This is a genomic window from Psychrobacter sp. CX90 (assembly GCF_057396305.2).
The window spans coordinates 708,493-732,029 of sequence record NZ_CM182008.1; the positions used below are offsets into that span (position 1 = coordinate 708,493).

Annotated in this window: 17 protein-coding genes and 1 tRNA gene; 7 read left to right on the plus strand and 11 right to left on the minus strand. The window is 38.6% G+C overall.

What is annotated here, in order from left to right; translation table 11 throughout:
* Positions 1–108 precede the first annotated feature (108 nt).
* A complete protein-coding gene (gene ispD, locus AC2SLN_RS02865) occupies positions 109–894 on the plus strand; it encodes a 2-C-methyl-D-erythritol 4-phosphate cytidylyltransferase (protein WP_486548676.1) in 786 nt (261 codons plus the stop codon).
* Positions 895–1,193: 299 nt separating this feature from the next.
* Here ispD and AC2SLN_RS02870 read toward each other — a convergent pair.
* The 3 genes from AC2SLN_RS02870 to pyrC form a co-directional block, all read right to left on the minus strand.
* A tRNA-Glu gene (locus AC2SLN_RS02870) sits at positions 1,194–1,269 on the minus strand.
* Positions 1,270–1,846: 577 nt separating this feature from the next.
* Positions 1,847–2,485 (minus strand): ribonuclease T, encoded by a 639-nt coding sequence (gene rnt / locus AC2SLN_RS02875; protein ID WP_486548779.1) that lies wholly within the window; start codon positions 2,483–2,485, stop codon positions 1,847–1,849.
* Positions 2,486–2,807: 322 nt separating this feature from the next.
* A complete protein-coding gene (gene pyrC, locus AC2SLN_RS02880) occupies positions 2,808–3,917 on the minus strand; it encodes a dihydroorotase (protein ID WP_486548675.1) in 1,110 nt (369 codons plus the stop codon).
* 420 nt (positions 3,918–4,337) lie between these two features.
* Between pyrC and AC2SLN_RS02885 the strand changes: the two genes are divergently transcribed.
* Positions 4,338–5,576, plus strand: coding sequence for an argininosuccinate synthase (locus AC2SLN_RS02885; RefSeq protein WP_486548674.1), 1,239 nt, complete (start codon positions 4,338–4,340; stop codon positions 5,574–5,576).
* Positions 5,577–5,669: 93 nt separating this feature from the next.
* Here the strand turns inward: AC2SLN_RS02885 and accC are convergent, their stop codons facing one another.
* From accC to AC2SLN_RS02905, 4 genes are all read right to left on the minus strand, one after another.
* Positions 5,670–7,019: an acetyl-CoA carboxylase biotin carboxylase subunit gene (accC, locus tag AC2SLN_RS02890; protein WP_486548673.1), complete on the minus strand. Its 1,350-nt coding sequence runs from the start codon at positions 7,017–7,019 to the stop codon at positions 5,670–5,672.
* 15 nt (positions 7,020–7,034) lie between these two features.
* Positions 7,035–7,454 carry an acetyl-CoA carboxylase biotin carboxyl carrier protein gene (gene accB / locus AC2SLN_RS02895; RefSeq protein WP_486548672.1) on the minus strand — a complete coding sequence of 140 codons (420 nt, stop codon included), beginning with the start codon at positions 7,452–7,454 and terminating at the stop codon, positions 7,035–7,037.
* Between the two features lie 171 nt (positions 7,455–7,625).
* Positions 7,626–8,987, minus strand: a complete 1,362-nt coding sequence (locus AC2SLN_RS02900) for an MATE family efflux transporter (protein WP_486548671.1) — start codon at positions 8,985–8,987, stop codon at positions 7,626–7,628.
* 240 nt (positions 8,988–9,227) lie between these two features.
* Entirely contained in the window at positions 9,228–10,262 is a 1,035-nt protein-coding gene (locus AC2SLN_RS02905) for a hypothetical protein (protein WP_486548670.1), read from the minus strand.
* Between the two features lie 412 nt (positions 10,263–10,674).
* Between AC2SLN_RS02905 and hemW the strand changes: the two genes are divergently transcribed.
* From hemW to AC2SLN_RS02925, 4 genes are all read left to right on the plus strand, one after another.
* Positions 10,675–11,934 carry a radical SAM family heme chaperone HemW gene (gene hemW, locus AC2SLN_RS02910; RefSeq protein ID WP_486548669.1) on the plus strand — a complete coding sequence of 420 codons (1,260 nt, stop codon included), beginning with the start codon at positions 10,675–10,677 and terminating at the stop codon, positions 11,932–11,934.
* A 32-nt stretch (positions 11,935–11,966) separates the two neighbouring features.
* Positions 11,967–13,559: a glycerol kinase GlpK gene (glpK, locus tag AC2SLN_RS02915; protein ID WP_486548668.1), complete on the plus strand. Its 1,593-nt coding sequence runs from the start codon at positions 11,967–11,969 to the stop codon at positions 13,557–13,559.
* Between the two features lie 187 nt (positions 13,560–13,746).
* Positions 13,747–14,766, plus strand: a complete 1,020-nt coding sequence (locus AC2SLN_RS02920; RefSeq protein ID WP_486548667.1) for an endonuclease/exonuclease/phosphatase family protein — start codon at positions 13,747–13,749, stop codon at positions 14,764–14,766.
* A gap of 166 nt (positions 14,767–14,932) precedes the next feature.
* The gene (locus AC2SLN_RS02925) at positions 14,933–15,628 is read left to right on the plus strand and encodes a TetR/AcrR family transcriptional regulator (RefSeq protein WP_486548666.1); all 696 of its coding nucleotides are present in this window, start codon (positions 14,933–14,935) and stop codon (positions 15,626–15,628) included.
* Between the two features lie 93 nt (positions 15,629–15,721).
* On the opposite strand, the gene AC2SLN_RS02930 is transcribed toward AC2SLN_RS02925, so the two are convergent.
* A complete protein-coding gene (locus AC2SLN_RS02930; protein ID WP_486548665.1) occupies positions 15,722–17,713 on the minus strand; it encodes a TonB-dependent receptor plug domain-containing protein in 1,992 nt (663 codons plus the stop codon).
* A 464-nt stretch (positions 17,714–18,177) separates the two neighbouring features.
* On the opposite strand from AC2SLN_RS02930, the gene AC2SLN_RS02935 reads away from it, so the two are divergent.
* Positions 18,178–19,923 carry a mechanosensitive ion channel family protein gene (locus AC2SLN_RS02935; RefSeq protein WP_486548664.1) on the plus strand — a complete coding sequence of 582 codons (1,746 nt, stop codon included), beginning with the start codon at positions 18,178–18,180 and terminating at the stop codon, positions 19,921–19,923.
* A gap of 243 nt (positions 19,924–20,166) precedes the next feature.
* On the opposite strand, the gene AC2SLN_RS02940 is transcribed toward AC2SLN_RS02935, so the two are convergent.
* The 3 genes from AC2SLN_RS02940 to trpD all read right to left on the minus strand — a co-directional run bounded on the left by AC2SLN_RS02940 (position 20,167) and on the right by trpD (position 23,282).
* Positions 20,167–20,895 (minus strand): Smr/MutS family protein, encoded by a 729-nt coding sequence (locus tag AC2SLN_RS02940; RefSeq protein ID WP_486548663.1) that lies wholly within the window; start codon positions 20,893–20,895, stop codon positions 20,167–20,169.
* 313 nt (positions 20,896–21,208) lie between these two features.
* Positions 21,209–22,081 carry an indole-3-glycerol phosphate synthase TrpC gene (trpC, locus tag AC2SLN_RS02945; RefSeq protein ID WP_486548662.1) on the minus strand — a complete coding sequence of 291 codons (873 nt, stop codon included), beginning with the start codon at positions 22,079–22,081 and terminating at the stop codon, positions 21,209–21,211.
* Between the two features lie 70 nt (positions 22,082–22,151).
* Positions 22,152–23,282 carry an anthranilate phosphoribosyltransferase gene (gene trpD / locus AC2SLN_RS02950; protein ID WP_486548661.1) on the minus strand — a complete coding sequence of 377 codons (1,131 nt, stop codon included), beginning with the start codon at positions 23,280–23,282 and terminating at the stop codon, positions 22,152–22,154.
* Between the last annotated feature and the right edge of the window lie 255 nt (positions 23,283–23,537).

Below are 23,537 nucleotides of genomic sequence, written 5' to 3' on the forward strand. Positions count from 1 at the left end.
CTCCCTAAATGACCTTTCTAACTATACCTCCTAACTACTTCTTTTAATGACCTTCAATAAGTGTGTTTATCGCCTGACTAAAACCTAACTAATAAGTGATTGCTTAAGATGTCCTATAAATCAAAAGACTCTCAGCTCAAGAATGCTTATACTGATATCAATGATTTATCCATTAAGAGTCAGCCATCTATTCATGCCCTGATTGTTGCTGCGGGCAAGGGCAGTCGTTTTGGTTCTAAGATAGCCAAGCAGTACACCTCTATTAATGGTAAGACAGTTCTTCAGCATAGTGTACATGCCTTATCTCTAAGCGCTCATATTAACAACGTGGTTATTGTGATTGCTGACGGGGATAAGGTTGCCCCAAAGTTAATGTTTAGTTTGCCAACTCAGTATGCTGTGGGAGGTAATGAGCGGTGGGAATCGGTTCAATCTGGAGTGGATGCTATAGTTGCTGGTGGGGGGCAACCCGATGATTTAGTATTGATTCATGATGCTGCTAGACCTTGCGTAGTTAAAGAGCATATTGATGCCGTAATAGAGGCGGCCAGCCGGACACAGTATGGTGCGATTTTAGGTGTACCAGTTTCTGATACGCTTAAGCGGGTAGATTCTGATAAGCCTGAAAGTGGATCTAGTGAGCTACCAACGATAATCAATACGGTTGATCGTAGTAATTTATGGCAGGCTCAAACCCCACAAGTTTTCAGGTTAGGTGTTTTAAACAAAGTTTTATCTGAAGTGGCTGCAAAAGGCATAACTATTACAGATGAAGCTAACGCATTTGAAGAAATGGGTTATGCCATCAAAATAGTAAAAGGCAGCCATCAAAATATCAAGCTAACATACGCTGAAGATTTAGCCTTGATTAAAATGATTCTGGCATCGAAATAATATCTTACCCTAAAAATAAATCAGCGTCTTTATACTGAGTAGATAGCTATTGCCGGATTTACAGCCTTTATATACTCTATTTAACTTGTTAAATTTGTTTGCTATTAATTCTTCTCTTCTATAAATGTTTTTAAGTCCCTCGTTAGTAATAGCTTAAATTTCTAAACTTAATGTGATATATGACTTAATAATCAATAAAAAACCCAAGTTCAATAAAGAACTTGGGTTTCTATATATTTTAAAAACATATGATAACGATATAGAACTGCTATATAGTTACTCAGATAACACAGAATATGTGGTATCCCGTAGGGGATTCGAACCCCTGTTACCGCCGTGAAAGGGCAGTGTCCTAGGCCTCTAGACGAACGGGACACAGACTACCTCGACTGCTTTCACCATTAATGCCGAAGTGGTGCGTATTCTAAAGGTAAGCGGTAGGTCTGTCAAGAAGTTTTATAAAATATTTTATAAACCAACTGCTTGTTTAAATACAAACAATGTCGGAACTCTAACTCTTTGAATAGGCTGAGAGTATATATAGAGTTTTTTAGCTCACATTGTGGGTATTGTTTGGGTTTTTTTAAGTGATGACGAATCCAAAGAGTCGTTATACTACTAAGTGTCAAAACAAGCAGTATATATCCACCAATAGTTGCCCATATAGCGTATTGTGTTTGCATAGAACCTCCCTTTTCTAATTTATTTCTTAAAATACCAAGCCGTATTACACATGTTTAATATAATGGCTTTATAGGCTTGGACATTAAAAGAATGAACTTTATAAGAATAAATCTTAGAAAAACGTATCCATTTAAACGAATATAGATAACACTATCAAAGTCTTATATTTATAGGCGGTGGGGACATACATGCTAAGGGTTATATGATTAAATTTAATGCCTAGTGTTAGTGTTTAGTTTTAATGTCGATTAAAGATTATAATAAGATATTAGTCGCCAGTATTACTTAACAATACATCAGTTTGCTCTGGCTGTAAAGAGTTGGTCAGCATAGGGTAATTATTAAGGATGAAACAAAATAACTCTGCTGTTTTCTTTGTATCATAAAGCGCTGAATGGGCTTCACTGCCATCAAACTCAATACCAGCAGCCTTGCATGCTCGAGCTAGGACTGTCTGGCCAAAAGCTAATGCAGAAAAGCTTACCGTATCGAGGACTGAAAATTTGTGAAATGCGGTATGGTTTTTACTATTTGTGCGCTCAATAGCAGCATTTAGAAAGGCCAAATCGAAGTGGGCATTATGACCCACTAAAATGCATTGGCGACATCCATGTTCTTTTCTTACCGTTTTGAGCTCTTTAAAGATACGGCGTAACGCTGGCTTTTCCTGCTCAGCAATGGCTTTACGCATTGGGTTACTTGGATCAATGCCGGTAAAATCAAGTGCTCTTTGCTCTAGATTAGCCCCTTCAAAAGGTTCAATATGGGCATTCAAAGCTTCCCCTTGAATAAATTTTCCATTTTCATCCATAATAATGGGGATACATGCTATCTCTAGCAGTGCATCTGTAGCGGCATTAAAACCGGCCGTCTCGACATCTACTACAACAGGCAAAAACTTACGCATTCTATCTGCAAGTCTCAAGCTGTTATTGTTGGTTTCAACATTAGTGGAACTACTAGATTTACTATCCAGAATTTCGCGTCCGACATCCAGTATCAGTGAATCTTCTTCAACTGAACTCGCTCGAGAGGATGCATTAATGCAGCGTCTTGGGTCATTCAAAGCGTTAGTAGAATCTGTTACCGACTTAGAGTTTTCGTTGCTTGCTTGATCTTCAGTCATAAAACAATAATCGCAAATTATGGTGTATATATTTTATAGTTCAACAAAGTGACCGAGTGGTTTGCTATATAAATAGTTCGGTCACGAAGAGTAATACTATTCGTTAAGCGTGTTTAATGGACCACGCTAAGCTCTCACCTGCTAACAATGGTGTTAAAGAGCTTCCATCAAAGTAAGGATAGCTTTTCGGAACGTCTATAGGTTGATTAACGAGAGTAATGAACGTTTCATTCAAGGGTAAACCATAGAATTGTGCGCCAAAACGACTCGCGAAACCTTCAAGCTTATCTATTTTACCAACACTATCGAACGCTGTAGCATAGAGCGGTAGTGCAATAGACGCAGAATAACATCCTGCACATCCACAAGCATTTTCCTTGGCATGAGTAGCATGGGGTGCAGAATCAGTTCCTAAAAAGAATTTAGGATTGCCACTGGTGGCTACGTCTAAAAGTACTTCTTGGTGTTTTTGGCGCTTTAAAATAGGCAAACAGTAAAAGTGAGGCTTGATGCCTCCCACAAGTAGCTGATTGCGGTTAAATAATAGATGCTGAGGTGTGATTGTTGCAGCAACAAATTCATTTTGATCTATAACAAAATCAGCGGCATCACTGGTCGTAATATGTTCTAAAACAATTTTTAGTTCAGGGAACTTGTTCACTAAGTTAGTCAATACCTGATCAATAAACTGTTTTTCACGATCAAAAATATCGATGTGTGCATCAGTTGCCTCACCATGTATGAGCAGGGGTAAACCATGCTTTTGTAATGCATCTAAAACATCTGTACGGCTAGAAATATCAGTGACACCATCGGCTGAATTAGTAGTAGCGCCGGCTGGGTAGAGCTTCACTGCTTGAACAATGCCAGAGTTTGCTGCAATTTTAATATCTTCAGGCGTTGTTTGATCTGTCATGTATAAGGTCATACGCGGGTCAAATGCCGATTTACGGCTTTCTACAATATTTGATGATTGCACTGCCTCTAAAATGCGAGATCTATACTGCACCGCGTCTGCTGTATTTTTTACTGGAGGGACAAGGTTTGGCATGCAGATAACGCGATTAAAACTTATAGCTGCATGAGGAGCAGTTGTTAAAAGTGCCTCGCCATCACGTAAGTGGATATGCCAATCATCAGGCTGAATAATTGTAATTTCTTTGGCATCATTCTTATTGGCGTTTGATATACTTTCTGCTGTATCCGTAGTCATAATCATCATTCATATATAGTAAGGTAAATATAGTTATCAATATCTTTTTAATTGATCATTCAAACAAATTATTAAAACTTGATAAGATATGTCTATGATAACAGGTTTTACGTTTTTATTTGATGAACAGAAGGTATCAAATGACATATAAGTTTGAATAAAAGAATCGTACGATCAGACGTATAATGATAAATGACCTGTATGATAAAAAAATAATGGCGCTAATATAGACGTTGTCTTTAGATAGTATGTTAACGTTGTCTTTAGATAGTATGTTAAATAGTGTAATATAAAGGGTTAGGTCAAATATTTTACTAAGATTAAATGATTGATGAATCAGTTATAACTTATTTACAAGCAGGATCTGCTAGTTTATAAAAATTTATCAGTTGTCAGTGTTGCTCACTAAGGTAGGAAATTATGTCGATAGAAAATAAAGATAATATTAATAAAATTGTTTTAGCTTATTCAGGGGGGTTAGACACCTCAATTATTGCCCAGTGGCTGCAAGATACTTATGAAGCTGAGGTAATTACTTTTACTGCTGATATTGGTCAAGGTGAGGAAGTTGAACCTGCTCGTGCTAAAGCAAAAGCTATGGGTATTAAGCACATTCATATCGAGGATTTACGTGCAGAGTTTGCCCGTGATTATGTATTCCCAATGTTCCGTGCCAATGCAATATATGAAGGCGAATATTTATTGGGCACTTCGATAGCTCGTCCGCTCATTGCCAAACGGTTGGTTGAGATCGCAAAAGAGCATGATGCGGATGCCATCAGTCATGGTGCGACGGGTAAGGGTAATGACCAAGTGCGTTTTGAGCTGGGTGCAATTGCACTAGCGCCGGACATCAAAACCATAGCACCTTGGCGCGAGTGGGATCTCTCTAGCCGTGAAAGCTTAATGCAATATGCTAAAGAGCGTAATATCCCTATTGATTTCTCTAGCAATAAAAAGAAGTCTCCCTATTCCATGGATGCCAATTTATTGCACATCTCTTATGAGGGCGATATTTTAGAAGATCCTTATGTAGAAGCCGAGGATGACATGTGGCGTTGGTCGGTTAGCCCTGAGCAAGCTCCAGACCAGCCTGAATATATTGAGGTTGAGTATGAAAAGGGTGATATCGTAGCGGTTAACGGTGAGGCGCTAGAGCCATATGAGGTCATGATTAAGCTAAATGAATTGGGTGGCAAACATGGCATTGGCCGATTAGATATCGTTGAAAACCGTTACGTAGGTATGAAGTCTCGTGGTTGTTATGAAACACCAGCGGGCACAATTATGATGAAAGCACATCGTGCCATTGAGTCTTTAACTTTGGATCGTGAAGCGGCGCATCTTAAAGATGAATTGATGCCACGCTATGCAAAAATTATTTATAATGGTTACTGGTTTAGTCCAGAACGCGAAATGCTTCAAGCTTTGATTGATAAATCTCAAGAGTATGTGAGTGGTACAGTACGTTTGAAACTTTATAAAGGCAGTGTTAGTGTGGTAGGACGTAAATCTCCTAACTCATTATTTGATGAAAAAATTGCCACTTTTGAAGATGATGCAGGAGCTTATGACCAAAAAGATGCTGAAGGATTTATTCGTCTTAATGGTTTGCGTCTTGCTATCGAAGCCAGCAAAGGTCGTGACTTATCTAAATGAAATAATTAAATATTGAGACTCATAAAAAGCAGAAACCTTGGTTTCTGCTTTTTTATTATTAGCCTAATCATAGTGGTTAATAGAATAAAACCCTTATTTTTCTGTTGGTGCCAATAAGCACTTCTCAAGATAATGAATATTTTGCGGTTTTTCGACAAAAGCTTTATCTTGCAAGATGACATCACGATGTAGTGGAATGTTAGATTTTATACCACTAATAATAAGTTCATCTAAAGCATGCACGCTTTTAGCAATGGCTTGTTGGCGGGTTTGACCATGACAAATCATCTTACCGATTAGTGAATCGTAGTAAGAAGGAATTTCATATCCAGGATATAAATGTGAATCAAATCGCATACCCGCACCACTAGGGGCAAAATACTGAGTTACCACGCCAGGTGAAGGCATAAACGTTTTAGGATCTTCTGCATTAATACGGCATTCAATAGCATGTCCGTGTACATCAATTTCATCTTGACGATAGGATAAGCCATATCCAGAAGCAATCTTCAGTTGTTCGACGACAATATCAATACCCGTTACCATCTCAGTTACCGGATGTTCAACTTGAACCCGAGTATTCATTTCAATAAAAAAATACTCATCATTTTCAAACAAGAATTCAAATGTTCCGGCACCTCGATAGCCAATTTTTTCGCATGCAGTCACACAGGCTTGCAGGATTGGCTCACGCACATCGTCAGAAATATCGGCGGCTGGAGCTTCTTCTAGTACTTTTTGGTGGCGGCGCTGAATTGAGCAATCACGATCATATAAGTGAATAGCGTTTCCATTACCGTCACCTAATACCTGAACTTCAATATGGCGCGGATTCTGTAAATAGCGCTCCATGTATACATTATCATCCCCAAACCACAGCTCTGCTTCCTGCTTAGCTGCCTGCACTTGTTGATTCAGCTGTTCAAAGTGTTCGACAATGCGCATGCCACGACCACCGCCACCAGCAGCAGCTTTGATGAGTAATGGGAAACCAATATTTTTCGCTTGTTCTTCGGCATTATCCAAGTTAACTGTTCCTACAGAGCCAGGAACTGTTGGAACACCTGCTTGTTTCATAGCATGAATGGCAGAAATCTTATTGCCCATCAAACGAATATGGTCAGGATGAGGTCCGACAAAGGTTAAACCGGCTTCCTCAACCTGCTCAGCAAATTCAGCATTTTCAGATAGAAAACCATATCCGGGATGAATAGCATCGGCACCACAAATTTCAGCAGCCGTCAAAATAGCATTGGTATTCAAATAGCTTTGGTTGGCATTTGGTTTGCCAATACAAACCGCTTCATCAACAAAGCGCAAGTGCATGAGTTCTTTATCAGCAGTAGAGTATACCCCGACGGTTTGGATGCCTAATTGTTTACAGGCACGAACGATGCGTAGGGCAATCTCTCCACGATTCGCAATTAGGAGTTTTTTTATCATTATGATGCCTGTTTATTAATTTTTATAGCGAACAATAGGTTGACCAAATTGAACAACATCACCGTTTTCGACCAAAATCTCATCGATGATGCCACTTTGTGTGGCTTCAAGTGGGTTCATGATCTTCATGGCTTCAATAATACCTAAAGTGTCTCCAGCTTTTACCTTTTGACCTGGTTTAACAAAAGGGGCATCATTAGGACTAGGTGCAACATAAAACACACCAACCATTGGGGAGGGCTCTACTGCACCCATGTTAACAGGTTTAGTGGGTGCAGATGGGGCAGTGGGTTGAGGGGCTGCCACCATTGAGTGCACTGGAGTTTCATAATGTCGGGTTAAACTAATGCTATCGTCGTCATTTTTTAACTCAAGTTTAACAAGGTCTTTTTCTTCCATTAGCTCAATGAGCTTGCGAATTTTATCAATTTCCATTTATATAATTTCCCATCTAAATAAGTGTCGCTAGAGATGTTTGTGTGAACAAGTGTACATATTATAGATATTGTAACAAACTTTATCGTAACTGATAACTGTAAAATGTAATTTTTATAGGTAAATTCAAACAATTATCATTTTTTAAATAAACAAAGTGTCAGTGTGATGCTAAATTTCTAGAACTTTTCGTTGTCGATGGTTCAACCGTAAGGTTAGTAACACTGATGATAAAAACAAACCGGTTACCAGCGCTATCCAAAACCCTTTTGCGCCCGTTTCGGTATAGCGAACGAGATAAGTTCCCAGTGGTAGAGCGACGCCCCAGTAACAAAATAAAGTAATCCACATAGGTACTTGAGTGTCCTGCATGCCCCGCAAAATACCTGCGATATTAACTTGCCAGCCATCAAACAACTGATAACCTATCGCAAACAATAAGAGTCCCATTGCTTGAATTTTTACCTCAGAATTTACAGTAAATGCGCTTGCCAGTTGCGAGCGGAATAACGCAATACCGATCATACAAACGAGCGCAATGAGTACTGTCCAAATTAGGCCTGTACGTTGAACTTGCTGTAGTGCAAGCCAGTTTTTTTCTCCATATCGATTGGATACCATGATAGTAAGCCCCATGGAAATAGACAGCGGAATCATGAAAAGTTGAGAGGTTACTGCTAATGCAACTTGATGTGAGGCTACGGCAATCTCTCCCAATGGACTTATGACCAATGACGCCAAGCTAAATAAGCTGGCTTCAAAAAAGATGGCAATGCCAATGGGTAGACCCAATCTAAAAATTTTCTTAATTTGTTGTCGATTAGGGCGTGCGAAATTATAAAAGAACCGCGTTTTTTCAAATGAGCTATCTTTAGAGAAATAGAGATAGGCACCGAGCAAAATGACATTTATCCATAGCACGCCAGCGGTTGCATACCCACATCCTGCACCGCCCATAGCAGGCATACCAAACTTGCCGAAAATAAAAATATAATTCATCGGAATGTTTGCTAAAAGACCAATGAGGCTAATAATAGTAACGGGTATTGGTCTCTGTAGGGCCTCACAGTAGCTGCGTAGAACAGCGTAACAGGCCATAGCAGGAAAGCCCCAAGCGATACCATGCAGGTAGGCGGTTGCTTTGGGTTGGATGTTTTCAGGCACACCCAAAGCCCCTAATATATTAGGACTTAAATTAACCAGTATAAAACCGACAATGCCAATGGCGAAAGATGCCCATAAAGATTGCTGAGTAATATGGGGTACGTGATGGTGATTGTCTTGACCAACTTTTTCGCCAATTAATGGGGTTGTGGCTATTAATATCCCTGTTGCTAGTAAAAACAGAGGCATCCATACGCCAGACCCAATAGAGACGGCGGCAAGGTCTAGTGCGGAAACTTTACCGGCCATAACGGCATCAACTACGCCCAGTGCCGCTTGGCAAAACTGAGTAATTAAAATGGGAAGTACAAGGACTGTTAAGCGTTTACTGTGTTGCTTAAAGTCAGAAAAAGTTAAATTAGGGAGCATATGTCAACTTTTAAAAAGCGCTTTAATGTAATAAGTGCTTTAATTTAATGAGCTATAGTTAGGCTTTAAAAAACTGCCGCTTAATGCTGGCACATTTTAAGACGCTCAATTATCAGAGTTTCAAATGACTCTACCGTTTGGTGTCATTTTTGAAGCGATTAAAAAATAAAACAACCCGCCCATACGGCAGGCCATGTTTACACTCAATTTACTTCACTCATTACTGTGTTTGTGTATCCATCATTTAGCATCTGGTAAATCAGCAATGGTAGACTCAAAACCGATTAAACGATTACTACTATCAAATACTTGGACGACAAATGCATAGTTAGTAGGGTCAGTAGTCATCATTGGATTAAACACGTTAGTGTCACTTCCTTGGATGACCTGGTTAACCACATAACCATTCGCACCAGTTTCAGCTTTGTTCACATTGATTTGGCTGATTAGAGTTAAGTGGGCATTTAAAGGTGCGGACCAGTTTAACTGTTTTGTTGTTCCAATACCGCTTAGTTTTACATCTAAATCGCCACGGTTAAAATCAAGTGGGTATGCTGCGAAATTTGAGCGCTGAGATAAAGTGTAAGTAACCTTACAGTTATCTTTACCAGAAGACAGCTCTTTACCTCCTAACCCATCTTGGTACTCAAATGATCCTGTCCAAGGCTTACCCTCAATTTTATCATTAAATTTACCGCTGAAGGTTGATAAGATATTCGGTGTAGCAATATCTAAGTCTCTAATATATTTAATATCTAAAAACTCTGGTGTGTCTAGACTGCCAGACAGTTTTCCTGTAAAAAAGTTATCTACTTTAATTGCTGAGTCAGTAGACAAAGTTGTGTTGTTTTGACATTTGGCTTGTTGATAGCTGATATGCCCATTAACACTGCCTGCTGCATGCTCACTTATGTCAAAATAAACAGCGCCAATATCTATGTCACTGTTATTGCCATCCTCTAGTTCGACAAAATGTCCTGCGTATAATCCACCCTTACCACCTTCTGGGGTAATTTTATCGAGAAATTTATCTAAAGTTTCATCTGTATTTTCAGGTAAAAAAATCGACTCTAAAATGGTTGCCATATCTTTCTCAGCAGGGCTCAGTTTATCTTCGACTCTCGCGTATTCGTCTTTGACATCATCTTCAATACGATCATATTCTTCTTTGACTTTACTAATAACCTCATCAGAATCGCTACCGCCACAGGCTGTTATACCAATAGCTGTGACTAAAATAGTCGTTAATGCACCCAGTTTTTTTATGTGTTTCATTGCGTTAAGTCCCCTTGAATTTTTGACAAAGATAAGCAAGTGTACTGTTAATTAAGTGTATTGGTTATCAAAAACCACATTCAAATAGCTCATCAGTTATATGTACGCGTATATTGCTTGTTACCTACGTTTCTCTATTTTAGAGCGTTATATTTTTATAAGATGTAGTGAGGTTAAATGACATTAAATATATTTCGACTTTAATGAACCAACAAAGCTTTAATACAGCATCTAATACTGCGTTGAGCAAATATTAAACACGCCCTAGCCACAGGTCGTAGTATGATACTAACAACAGAGCACAGTATAATAAGTCACGTGCTACTTTTAAATGAAACTATTACCTTAACAATGAGCGTAAAAACGCCATGACTATAACATCATCTGCCTTTTAGCATAAGACCTTAAGTATATGTCCTCTTTGATTAATATTACCAAAATGCCTCTTACCTTATACATTCACATACCTTGGTGCATTAAAAAATGCCCTTACTGTGACTTTAACTCACATACGTTGCCGGAAAATGACGGCAATAAAACAAAAGTTTTTGGTCGAGCTGATCCTAATACTGATTATTTTTCAGATTATGTGACGGCTCTTATCGCTGATGTTGACTCGCAATTACCCTTTATTCAAAATCGTCAAATATCTTCTATCTTCATTGGTGGCGGCACACCCTCTTTGCTACCCATCGTTCAGTACAAGCGACTTTTTAAACATTTACGTGAGGTTTTACCATTTGCTGATGATATGGAAGTCACTATGGAGGCCAATCCAGGCACACTAGAACACGCCCCTTTTTCAGAATATTTGGAGGTTGGTATCAACAGGCTGTCACTTGGTGTGCAAAGTTTTGCTGATAGCAAACTTAAAGCTTTAGGACGAATCCATGATGCCAATCAAGCGATTGTGGCAGCAAGGTCAGCGCGAGAAGCAGGATTCAAGCGAATTAATATAGATTTGATGCATGGTTTACCACAACAGACAGTAGAAGATGCATTAAAGGATATTAAACTAGCAAGCCATGCTGGAGCAACGCATATATCATGGTATCAGCTCACAATCGAACCCAATACTGTGTTTTATCGAAAGAAACCAATATTACCAGACGATGAAAAACTAGGCGAAATTGAAGAGCAGGGGAGCGCGCTTCTTAAAAGTCTGGGATACAATAACTATGAAGTTTCAGCATGGGTTAATGAAAGTTTTGAGCACAAAGACCAGCCTTGTCATCACAATGTGAACTATTGGCGGTTTGGCGATTATATGGCCATCGGCGCGGGCGCACATGGCAAAATTACCATAGGTAACAACTGGCAAGTGAATGCAAAGTTTGACTCAGAAACACAGCTAAGAGAAGGGATATACCGTTTTAGTAAATCAAGATTACCCAAAGATTATATGAGCTATGACAATTATCCCAAATATGTCAGCTTGACCACTGTGGCTGATGAAGCGCTCACTGGGGAATTTATGCTAAATGCGCTACGCTTAACTCAAGGCGTACCCGTTGGATTGTTCAGCGAGCGAACTGGCCTTCACGAAGATACAATTTTACCGATACTTGATAAGCTACGTGATAGAGGGTTATTAGTTAATAACCTCGAGATCATACAACCGACAGAATTAGGACGTCGATATTTAAACACAGTATTAGGATATTTTATTTAACGCGTTAACTATTAGTATATTAGGAGAATGGTGTGGCTGGCTACGTTTTAGCATTGGATCAAGGGACAACCTCAAGCCGAGCAATCATATATGATGATAAAGCTCAGCCCATTCAAATTTCACAACGAGCTATTACGTTAAGCACACCTAAAGCTAATTACGTTGAACAAGATGCCTTGCAAATTTGGCACACTCAAATAGGATGCGCACATGATGCAATCAACGAGGCAGGGCTTTTGGCAACAGATATTTCCAGCCTCGCCATAACCAATCAGCGTGAAACAATAGTTGTTTGGGATAAACAGTCTGGAGAACCATTGGCTCCAGCTATCGTGTGGCAAGATAGACGCACTGAAAGTTGGTGCCAAGCATTAAAAAAACAGGCACTTGATCAGTCCAAGATTGATATGCAGTCTTATATTCACTCTATTACCGGTCTGCGTATTGATCCCTATTTTAGTGCTAGCAAGATAGTTTGGCTTTTAGATAACTTTTTAAATAATGACCCAAAGCTAAAAGGGAAGACACAGCGTAATGAGATATGCTTTGGCACTATAGATAGTTGGCTTATTTATAACCTGACTGGTGGGGAGCACGTTATTGACGTTACCAATGCCTCACGTACCTTGCTGTATGATATTAATAGCTTGAGTTGGTCGCAGAGTTTGCTCGATCAATTTAATATATCTGAGCAGACCCTACCAAGAGTCGTGCCTTCTGATGGAGAGTTTGGCAAAACTAAAAAAGGATTGTTTGCAAAACAAATACCTATCAATGCTGTATTAGGCGACCAACAAGCTGCTTTGTTTGGACAGGGGTGTTTAAAAGCAGGTATGGCAAAAAACACCTATGGCACTGGCTGTTTTATGCTGATGAATATTGGCGATACCCCTAAATTAAGCCAGCATAAATTATTAACCACAGTGGCTTGGCAGCGCCGTCTATATAGTCTTCAAAGTGATCATGAGTCGCCTAGGCTGACCCGACTTGTGGAATCTGGAAGACGTATTTTAAATCCGAGTAAACGTGAGACAACTTATGCATTAGAGGGTAGTGTGTTTATGGCTGGCGCTATTGTGCAGTGGCTACGAGATAATATAGGTTTGTTTACGAAGTCGCATGATATTGAACGACTTGCTAGCAGCGTTGATGACAGTGAAGGTGTTGTATTAGTTCCTGCGTTTACTGGGTTAGGTGCGCCATATTGGCGCTCAGACATTACAGCGAGTATCTCTGGAATGACGCGTGGCACTACCAAATCACACATTGCAAGAGCAGCGCTAGAATCGATCGCCTTTCAAACTTATGATGTGCTAGATGCGATGCAAAAGGATAGCCCGAATCCATTGACTGAACTAAGAGTAGATGGCGGTGCCGCTAAAAATGACTTATTAATGCAATTTCAAGCCGACTTACTTGGGGTACCAGTCAGTCGGCCAAAAGATACGGAAATAACTGCTAAAGGTGCAGCGCTTATGGCTGGCATAAAAAGTGGTTTGTATGATGACACTACTATAAATGAATCTTGGATACTGGATAAATATTTTGAGCAAATAATTTCAGAAGATGAGCGCCAGTCACATTTATCTAAATGGCATAGCGCCATAGATAAGATTCTTCAGTAATTGTGAGCACGCGTACTATTTGATGATGGGATTTGATGATAAGTTAGTAAATTTGTACCAGAATAAGTATTCTATAGTCATATCTTGTATTATGCTTGTACCGTTGACACTATTAAAAATAGACACTTAAAGCTTAAAAATAGACACTTAAAGCTTAAAAATGGCATCGAGTTGGATATACAGATAAATGAAAAATGACCCTATTCACGATAAAGAGTTTTATATTGCTACCAGTAATTTACTTAATTTGGCTCTGCCTAATCGGGTATTCTATAAAAATATGGATGTATATACTGAGCCGCAATACCAACATAAAGTAAATGGTCTCTCTGATTTATTAAAAAACGCCAGATCGGATATCTATGCCTTTCAAGAGGTTTGGGATGAAAAGGCGCTACAAGATCTTGCAGTGAAGCTTGGCTTCGAACCGTCACAAGCTCTAGCACCTTTGGCAAGTAATGATAGTACCAATCTGCTTACTTTAGGTGGCGGTGCACAGCATACACCTGCTTTAGGGTTAATATCTCGCTTTAAAGTTAGCCATTGGGATATATTAACTGACTTAAATCCATTAGCGGTCATAGATATTCCCGATCAGGGGCTTTATGAGAAATTTAACCGTCCTCCGTTAGTAGCTACATTAGATGTGTTTGGTCAGTCGATAACGGTAATGACTGCCCATCTAAAAAGTAAACGTCCTCACTATTTGCGTGATGAAGAGGGAAGGCGCTTGGAAGATTATGACGATCCGTTGTTAAGAGTGCGTGCTAAGCTTAGAAGCTTGTGTATGAGAGCGGCTGAAGCAGCCTCAATAAGACTATATATTATAGATAAACTTTACCGCACCGATCATCCTCTCATTCTACTGGGAGATATGAATGATGTAACGGATAGTGTCACAACACAGCTCTTGGCTGAAACAAGTGAAGTTACTTACGATAAGTCAATGCGTGATGTTGCATTGTTTGATGCGGCTCGAGTACAAACAAGCTATGGGTGGATGAGAGATGTTGCTTATACCCATCTTTACCAAGGTATGCCAGAAGTGATAGATCAGTTGTTTGTTTCCGAAGAATTCTTAGTAGATAGTAAGTATTCCCTTGGAGAAGTAGAACGTGTCGATTATTTCAACGACCATTTAAAAAGTGACTATGCAGACAGATTTTCTGATCATGGTATAGTACGAGCGAAAATCAAGTTACAATAAAGTGTGGCTTATAACTCTCGATATTGTTTTTACTCGATATTGTTTTTAAATGTACCTTTACTAGTCTAGGCACAGTATCGTTGGTAAATTTGCATACACTATTATAGGCCTTATGTGACTATAGACCTTATGAGCTAGTTTTTAATTATATTTAAAGAGTTTTATTATGTTTGACGTTCGTGAAGATATCATTGAAGATATTTTGGTAGATTCTGATTTAGCAAAGAAGTTAGTACCGAATAAATTCAAATTTACCAGTAAGCAAGGCAGAGTACGACGCCAAAAACTTTTGATGGCAGCTAAGGAGCTATGTGAGACTCAGCCGGTGCATGCTGTTACTCTAGCAGATGTTTGTGAAAAGGCGGATATTCCTCGGGCTTCTGCGTATCATTTTTTCCCAAATATTGAAGCGATTTTCTTAGCGCTGCGTTTTCTAAATGCTATTGAAATACTGGACACTCTCGAAACAGTAGAGGTTGCTGAATGCGGATCATGGCAGGGGTATGTTGAAGCCGTTATGCAAAAAGGGGTGGATATTTTTGCTGAAGACATTACTAAGGCTAAATTAATTTACGAGACCAATACGCCTGATTTTGAGGGCGATGATTATGGGGTTGAAATTGATGGACAAATTACTGATCTAATCTTAAAGAAACTAACGGAATACTATGATATTCCCAAGCTTGATAACATTAATAATTTATTTTTAGTGGCCTACAACATTGTTAATAGTGTATTTACCATGTCATATAGACGAAATGGTAGAATTACTAAAGAGCTGGTTGATGAAGCGATAATTGCAGCGATAGCTTATTTGCGTAGTTATTTTCCAGAGAATTTGCCTCTTAAAGTAGCTGAGTAGATGATTATCGATGACGCTATTATTAATCTGTAAGTAAGAAAAAGCCACTCAATATTGAACTGAGTAGCTTTTATTATATTTTGATAGTTAACGTTATCTTGCGGTGTAAGTTAAAGAAACTAAATAGTTGGTTCCATCATGATTGTAACGAGAGGCATATTTACCAAAAGTCTCATTGGTTGAATAATCTTCGTTCAACACGTTATTAATTCTGGTAGATACTGTTAGATTGGGATTTAAATCATAACTAGCTGCAATATTAACCAATTGATAGTCTGGTAGCTTAGAACTATTAGTTGCATTGTTAAAACGGCTTCCAATGTATTGTAGCTCGCTACGCACGTCAAAGTTATTGGCTTTATACCCCATGTACACTAGACCAGAGTTTTTTGGTCTGTAAACCAGTTGGTTGCCTTTATTTACCTCAGATTTTACTTCAGTATCTAAATAATCATATTGACCACCTAAAACATAATTATTGATACTCCAGTCAGTGGTTAGACTAATGCCTTGTAAGCGTACATTATCTACATTTGTTGCTTTGTATTTACCGGTATCTGTATCATATTGGTTATCAATAAGATTTTCGACATCAGATTGATACGCAGTTAAACGAATATTGTTAATAGTATCATCATATTCTACAAACACTTCCGTATTGTCAGTGGTTTCAACTTTTAAATCAGGGTTGGGCGTGTAATAATTACTTTTTACATATAGGTCGTTTAAAGAGGGCGCACGAAAGCCAGTCGCATAATTAGCACCAACACGTAGGTTATCCGCTAAATTGAAAGAAGTACCAACGCCATAGGTAGTCTCATTGTCAAATTGGGAGTTATCATCATGGCGTATATTGGCTTGAAAATCATACTTATCCGAATTTAGCTGATAGCCTAAAAAGCCACTCTTAACCTTTCTTTCATTTTTTAAAAACCCTTGATAGTTTGGAGATACCTTATTCGGCGTCACATTGACATCTTGCTCTAACCATTCCAGGCCCGTAATAGCATTACCTATAGGAAGTGCATAAGTACCTATTAGAGTAGCTTGAGTTTGTTTGGTTTGAAAGGCATCCCCTAGATTATTATCCAGATCGTCTACGCTTTGACCCGCCGTTACTTTTAATCCGATTTTATTATCTTTGAAATCAGCAAATACAGAGTAAGAACCATTTTTTTGATCTATATAAGCGCCTTCTTCGTTCGAATAGTCATCAAAATCTGAAGTAGAATCGCTATATAAAGCATTCGCACCTAGGGTCAAATTTTCTGACACAGCAGAGTTGATTGAAATAGCACCATTTTTACTGGTAAAACCATCTGCGTCTTTATTGTGACCAGTTTGGTTATCAAGCGCACTAATACCATCGGTTTCATTGAGACTTGCAGATATGCTTACTGTGGTAGGAGTTTGACCATTTTGCGTATTTGATACCCATTGTCCAGTAGCTCCAACTATATAATGATCATTTGAGCCATAACCAGCAGTGGCCGATATATTTGAGACATTAGCCTCTCTTCCTTTAGTAAATATTTGAATCACGCCACCCATCGCATCAGATCCGTAAACACTTGACCCAAATGCCCCATATAAAATCTCAATACGATCAATTTGATCAGCAGGTAACAGCCCCAAGTTCGGTTGTCCGGTAGTCATTGAGCCATAACGAATGCCATCAATGAGTACCAATACACGTTTACTGTCATGACCCCGCACATAAAAGTTACTGCTTTGCCCCATGCTACCATCTTGTTTAAATGAAAAACCTGGTTGATGTTTGATCACATCTAAAACAGTTTGGCCTTGATAGCGCTTTAAGGCTTCGCTATCAATCACTCGTGTTTGCGCAATCGTATTATTCATCGCAGTCGGGGTCCGCGTTGCGGTAACTATGATTGTCGGTAATGTAACTTTAGGCGTCTGTGAATTTAGTTCATCTTGTGCCAATGCTGGCAAGGTCACTATTGCGGATGCAGTAATAGCTAATGCAGAATTTGTTAACAGTGCTTGAGAGTTAAGAGTAATCGTGCTTTTATTTAGATGTTTATATATGCTTTTATATAACGAAGTGTGAAGAATTTTCATTGAGTGGCCTACAATCTAGTTAGCTATATTAAGAAAAAGTTACAAATCAGTAACACATATTATGAGGGAATTCTAATTGAAATAAATGCTAATATGACGAGTTTTTTTCATGTTTAGATTAATCGCTTTCATGATGCGACTATTTATTTTAAAGCTTTACAATATTAGTCAATGACCTATTAACTTTAAAAGTTTAGCAGCTTCTACTAATGAGCTTCCTTAGTAATTGCAGCAATATACATGAACTTAAATGCCCTTGCTAAGATGAGCATAGAATGTAGAACAATACTCTAAAATCCTCCTCTGCAATAAAGATAAATTATTATTTGACTGCATTAATGAGATAATATTGGAGTATAAACCCTTTTATTTTCTAAAAAATTAACATAGAAACTAACACTAGAACTTTAAATGTCATTAAACGGATACTTCAGACTAAACCCCATCAAAGAGTTGATATTTATATGCAAAAAACATCGAAAATATCGTTGGATAAGTCTACCGATATGGAAGAAAAGAAGCTATATATTAACCTCCTAAGCATAAGTCCTAAAAATAGCTCTATTTCGTCTTTACTTATATGGATAAAGACCTTTTTGGTTAGGACTTTTGTTGTACTGGGAGTGCTATTTTCATTTAATGCTTATGCAGAAGAAGCCGTTCAAGATACAGCAGTAGCATCTTCTGCCGATATAATAGATCCTTTTGGGCGTCAGACGCCACGCAGTACAATGCAAGGATTCATCAATTCATTATCGCAAAATGACGAATCATTAGCATCGAATTACTTAGAGTTGCAGTCAAGTGATAATTCAGTGGAGCTAGTGCGTCAAATTAAGTTGGCTTTGGATACAGGAGGGCGACTGAATAATGAGTTAAAAATTAGCAATGACCCAGCAGGTAACTTGGCAGATAAGCTTCCTCCAAATAGAGAAAAAATAGGCACCATAACTGTAGATGATCAGCTCATTGATTTAATGATGGTGCGAAAAACTGCTGAGCATGGTAATAAATATTGGCAAATATCTTCAGAGACAGTTAATGCTATTAAAAATGCTGATTTATCGCAGCAAAGTTCTATTATTGATAGATATACTTTAGAGCCATTAAAAGGTAAGGCAATTGCTGGCTATAACTTCGCTGACATTATGGCCGTCATTTTTTTGGCTTTATTTTGTGTGGCCGTCTCATACCTAATTGTTGGGCTACTATATTTGGTATTAAAGAGTTATTATCCATCGGTACGTAAAAAGCCATTACCTTTCGATGCAAAATTCATCTTACCTTTATCTTTAGTGATTACATCAATCATACTTTATGAGGTTATGGTTTACACTGGTGTCTCAGTGATAGTAAGAGAGCCTGTCAACCGAATTAAAGATATTGTTGGTTGGTTTGCGCTAACGTGGTTATTACTGCGTGTGGTAGATGCTGTTTTTAATCGAGCTGAACGCGAAAGTTATAAGCGAAATCACACTGAGCGAGTGTCTATATTAAGTTTACTAAGAAAGTTGGTAAAAGCATTATTTTTGATTTTAGCGGCAATTTTTATTTTTGGTAACTTAGGCTTTGATTTAACTACAGGGATAGCTGCTCTTGGTGTTGGTGGTTTAGCATTGGCACTTGGTGCACAAAAAATGATTGAAAATTTGGTGGGTAGCGTCGTTGTCGTTGCAGATCAGCCAGTGCGAGTGGGGGACTACTGTAAGTTTGGAGAATTAGAAGGAACGGTTATTGATATCGGGATACGTTCCACCCGTATCAGAACAATGAACCGTACGGTTGTGACTGTGCCCAATGGCGATTTTTCATCAATGTCTATCGAAAACTTTACTTCTAGAGACATGCATCATTTCTTGCATAATATTTATATTAAAAGAAATGTTGATGCGGAGACTATAGAACATTTTTTGCAAGGGATGAATGAATTTATTATAAATCATGAGTTTACAAACTCTGAATGGAATCAAGTGAGGATTGCTGAGCTACGACAAGACTCAATGATGATTGAGATTCGTGCTTATGTTTATGCCAGTGATGGACTGATGCAGTTTTATGAAATGCAATCGCAGCTCATAATTGACATACTAAAAGAGGTTGAAAACTACGCTGTAGAACATGCACTCCCTGCACAACAAATTACTATCGAATCAAAGCAGTCATATGCATCAAAGCAGCCAAATCTCATGAGTGAGGCCGGAAATGATTAACCATCAAGCTTCATTATCGTAAAAGTACTTATTGCAAAAGTAATTTTCTTGAAAGTACTTATTGTAAAATTACCTTGTCCTTTCTCATATCAGATTAAAGTTGGTAAAAGCCCCTCTGCAATGAGGGGCTTTTAAGTCATAAGTGGGTAAATGAAAAACCTATAATTTGCTATTAGCTACCTAATAGCTTTCTGACGGGTCTATAACAGCGTGCTAAAATTTCTTTCAAATCAATGTGGTTAGTCATTTATCAGACTTATCTTTTTTCAACAGTACAAGCACAGCACCATTGCCCCCATCTTTAGGCGGCGCAGAACAGAAGCCCAATACTTCAGGTAATTGGCGTAACCAACCATTGACGCAAGTTTTTAGAACGGCATCAACCCCTTTACCGTGGACAATTTTTACCACAGTTTCGTTATTAGATTTTGCTTGAGCAATAAGCTTCGTCATTGCTACACGTGCTTCATCAATGGTACAACCATGGATATCTACGGCATCATACCAGCGTAGCTTCCCTTGTTTAAGCTGATTAAACACCTTGTTTTGTAGGGTGGTTTTTTTATACATTAAATAGGCATCGCCGCTAACAGGGTTTAGCAAGGCCTGCATATCAGATAATCCTGAATCTAATAGCTCAGCATCCTCCCCTTGTGCAGCGGCACGTTTTGATAAGGTGGTTGCGTCTGGCTTAGTGACTTTCGGTTTTGCCACATCTGAAATGGTGTTATTGTCTGCAATAGGTTTAACCCCAGCCATTGCTTGCATAAATAAAACCTTATCATCGTCAATATGTTCACTGTCAAGCTGCCTAACTGTTTTATTAACCTGCTTTTGAGTTGGCAGTGAAACAGGTTCAGTGGGTTTTTCATTTTGAGGATCAGTTGAGGCGGTTGCTCGCCCTTTACTTAGTTCACTTTTAAGGTCTTTTAGTTGTTCTTGAACTTCTTTAGAAAATAGAGAATTTGACATAATAATACGTATCGCTTTAAATAATTGATATCTCTTGCAAAAATTGCCCTACGTTATCAAATTTACAGGACTTGGTTTGCAATCAAAGGTTGTGGTCGTTTCATATCCTACGGATTTTAATTCAGTATCTGGTAAAAATAAGTCATCATAAATTAATGTAGTGTATTTAGCTCGAAATCTTAGTATATACGCTTTAACCCGTAACTATCAAAGTAAGCTAACAAAGCAACCTAAAATAGTGTTAGAAAGAGAGTGCGAGGTGACTGACACACTGACTGCATTAAATTATTAACTACATTTATTGAGTGGTCATTTAATCAATTTGGTTTAATAAGTCTTTAAGTGTATCGCCAGGGCGTTCTGTTTTCATAAACTGTTCACCTATTAAGAAGCAGTTGATATGGTTGTTTTGCATGAGAGCAATATCATTTGCATTATGAATGCCACTCTCAGTAACGAGTAAATAGTCATTAGAGAGAGGGTGTTCAATCTTCTCATGATTATGCTCATCAATAAATGCTTTTAATTTTATAGAGGTGTTAAGGTTTGTATCAAAAGTGTTCAAGTCTCTATTGTTGATGCCATATATATTATGCTTTGATTCTGGTAGTTTTAATGCCCGCTGCATCTCAAGTTGCGTATGTACCTCAATTAATACATCCATACCAAGTTGACAAGCAATGCGGTGCAGATCATACAATTTTTCATCATTTAAACAGGCCACAATCAATAATATACAATCAGCACCCATTAGGTAAGACTCATAAATCTGATAAGCATCAATCATGAAGTCTTTGCGTAGTACAGGTAAATTGCAGGCTTGTTTTACCTCAGTCAGATATTGCGAATGGCCTTGGAAGTACTGTTCATCAGTCAGTACAGATAAGCAAGCAGCACCAGCTTTCTCATATTGCTTAGCAATTTTGGTAGGATTAAAGTTCTGAGAAATAACCCCTTTTGATGGCGATGCTTTTTTAATTTCAGCGATGATAGCAACTAAACCATCAGCTTGTTTTAGCCTTAAAGCCATAGCAAATCCGCGTCTCGGCACTTTTTGGCTTTCATAAAGTGCCAAGGCTTCTTCTTTTATCGAGGGTAGGTCTTTAGTTTGTTTTGCCGCTGCAACCTCCCTCTCTTTGGTTAGAACGATTTTTTCTAAGATAGAGGGAATGGCTTGGTTTGTCATAATTAGCTCAGGTCTTTAATGGATTTACTGAATATAGGTTTAAGAATTATTTGTTCTAACAATGAGTACCTTACTGGTTATTTGTAGGTGCATTGTTAAAAGACTGGGTAAATTTTGCAAAATCATTTAATTTTTTTAGGGCAGCGCCACTTTGGATGATCGTTTGTGCCTGATTGACACCATTAGCAAAGTTACTTGCTAGTCCTGCCACATAAATCGCAGCACCTGCATTTAATGCAATCATATCACGCGCCTTCGATACCTTATTGGGATGAATGCCATAGTCATTATCCTCTTTGCCTGAAAGAGCGGAGATAATAAGTTCGAGGCTTTGGCGAGAAGAATCAACACTTAAACCCACTAAGGTTTGTGAATCTATACCAGCGTCCTCAGGGAAAATATCATAAACGGTGACCTCGCCATCTTTTAGTTCAGCGACCTTGGTACTGGTGGCGAGACTAATCTCATCCAGACCATCTTTTGAGCCTACGACCATCACATGATTGGCACCTAGATTCTTTAAGACGTAAGCAAGCGGTTCGCATAATGTATCAGTAAAGACACCAACGACCGAGTTTTTAACCCCAGCGGGATTAGTTAGGGGCCCTAAAATATTAAAGATAGTACGCACCTTAAGTTGACGACGAATTGGAATGGCATGTTTCATAGCTTGATGATGGTTTGGCGCAAAGAGAAAACCAATATGTTGTGATTCAATACACTGGCGGGTCTGATCTGTCGTAACATTTAAGTTAATCCCAGCTTGGTCGAGCAAATCTGAGCTACCCGATTTAGAAGAAACCCCGCGGTTTCCATGTTTAGCCACGTGGGCACCTGCTGCTGCTGCAACGAAAGCTGACGCTGTTGATACATTAAATAAGTTACTGCCATCTCCGCCTGTACCGACAATATCAACAAGATGACTACAACCCTCTAAATCAACTTTTTTAGCAAAATCTAGCATGACACTGGCAGAAGCAGTAATCTCATCAATGGACTCACTCTTCATATTCAAACCCACTAATAAGGCACCCATCATGGCATCAGGACAGCGACCTTCCATGATGATAGACATAACTTCTCGCATCTCTTTTTGGGTAAGGTCAATACGTTTTAGTATGCGTTCTAGTGCAGTGGTTAGAAGGTTATGTATTTGTTCATCTGTCATATTTACGGTTGTAGATACGGGTAAGGCTATCATAATATTTAACTCTAGAATGTTGGAGTAATAAGGCTGTGGTGGAACCAAAGCTGGGTAAGTTAGGCTATTTATGTCGTGTTATCAACAGTATCGCTATTGAGGTCTTTTACTCATATCTATTATGTTAACTAAATAGCATATTCTTTTAAGCGTATTTTTTAAAGCACGTCTTTGGCTGCATAATATAGATGATTGATAGAATATGCGTGATGGTTAAGGGTATTTGCTCATAATGTATAGGCATAAGCTGATTTT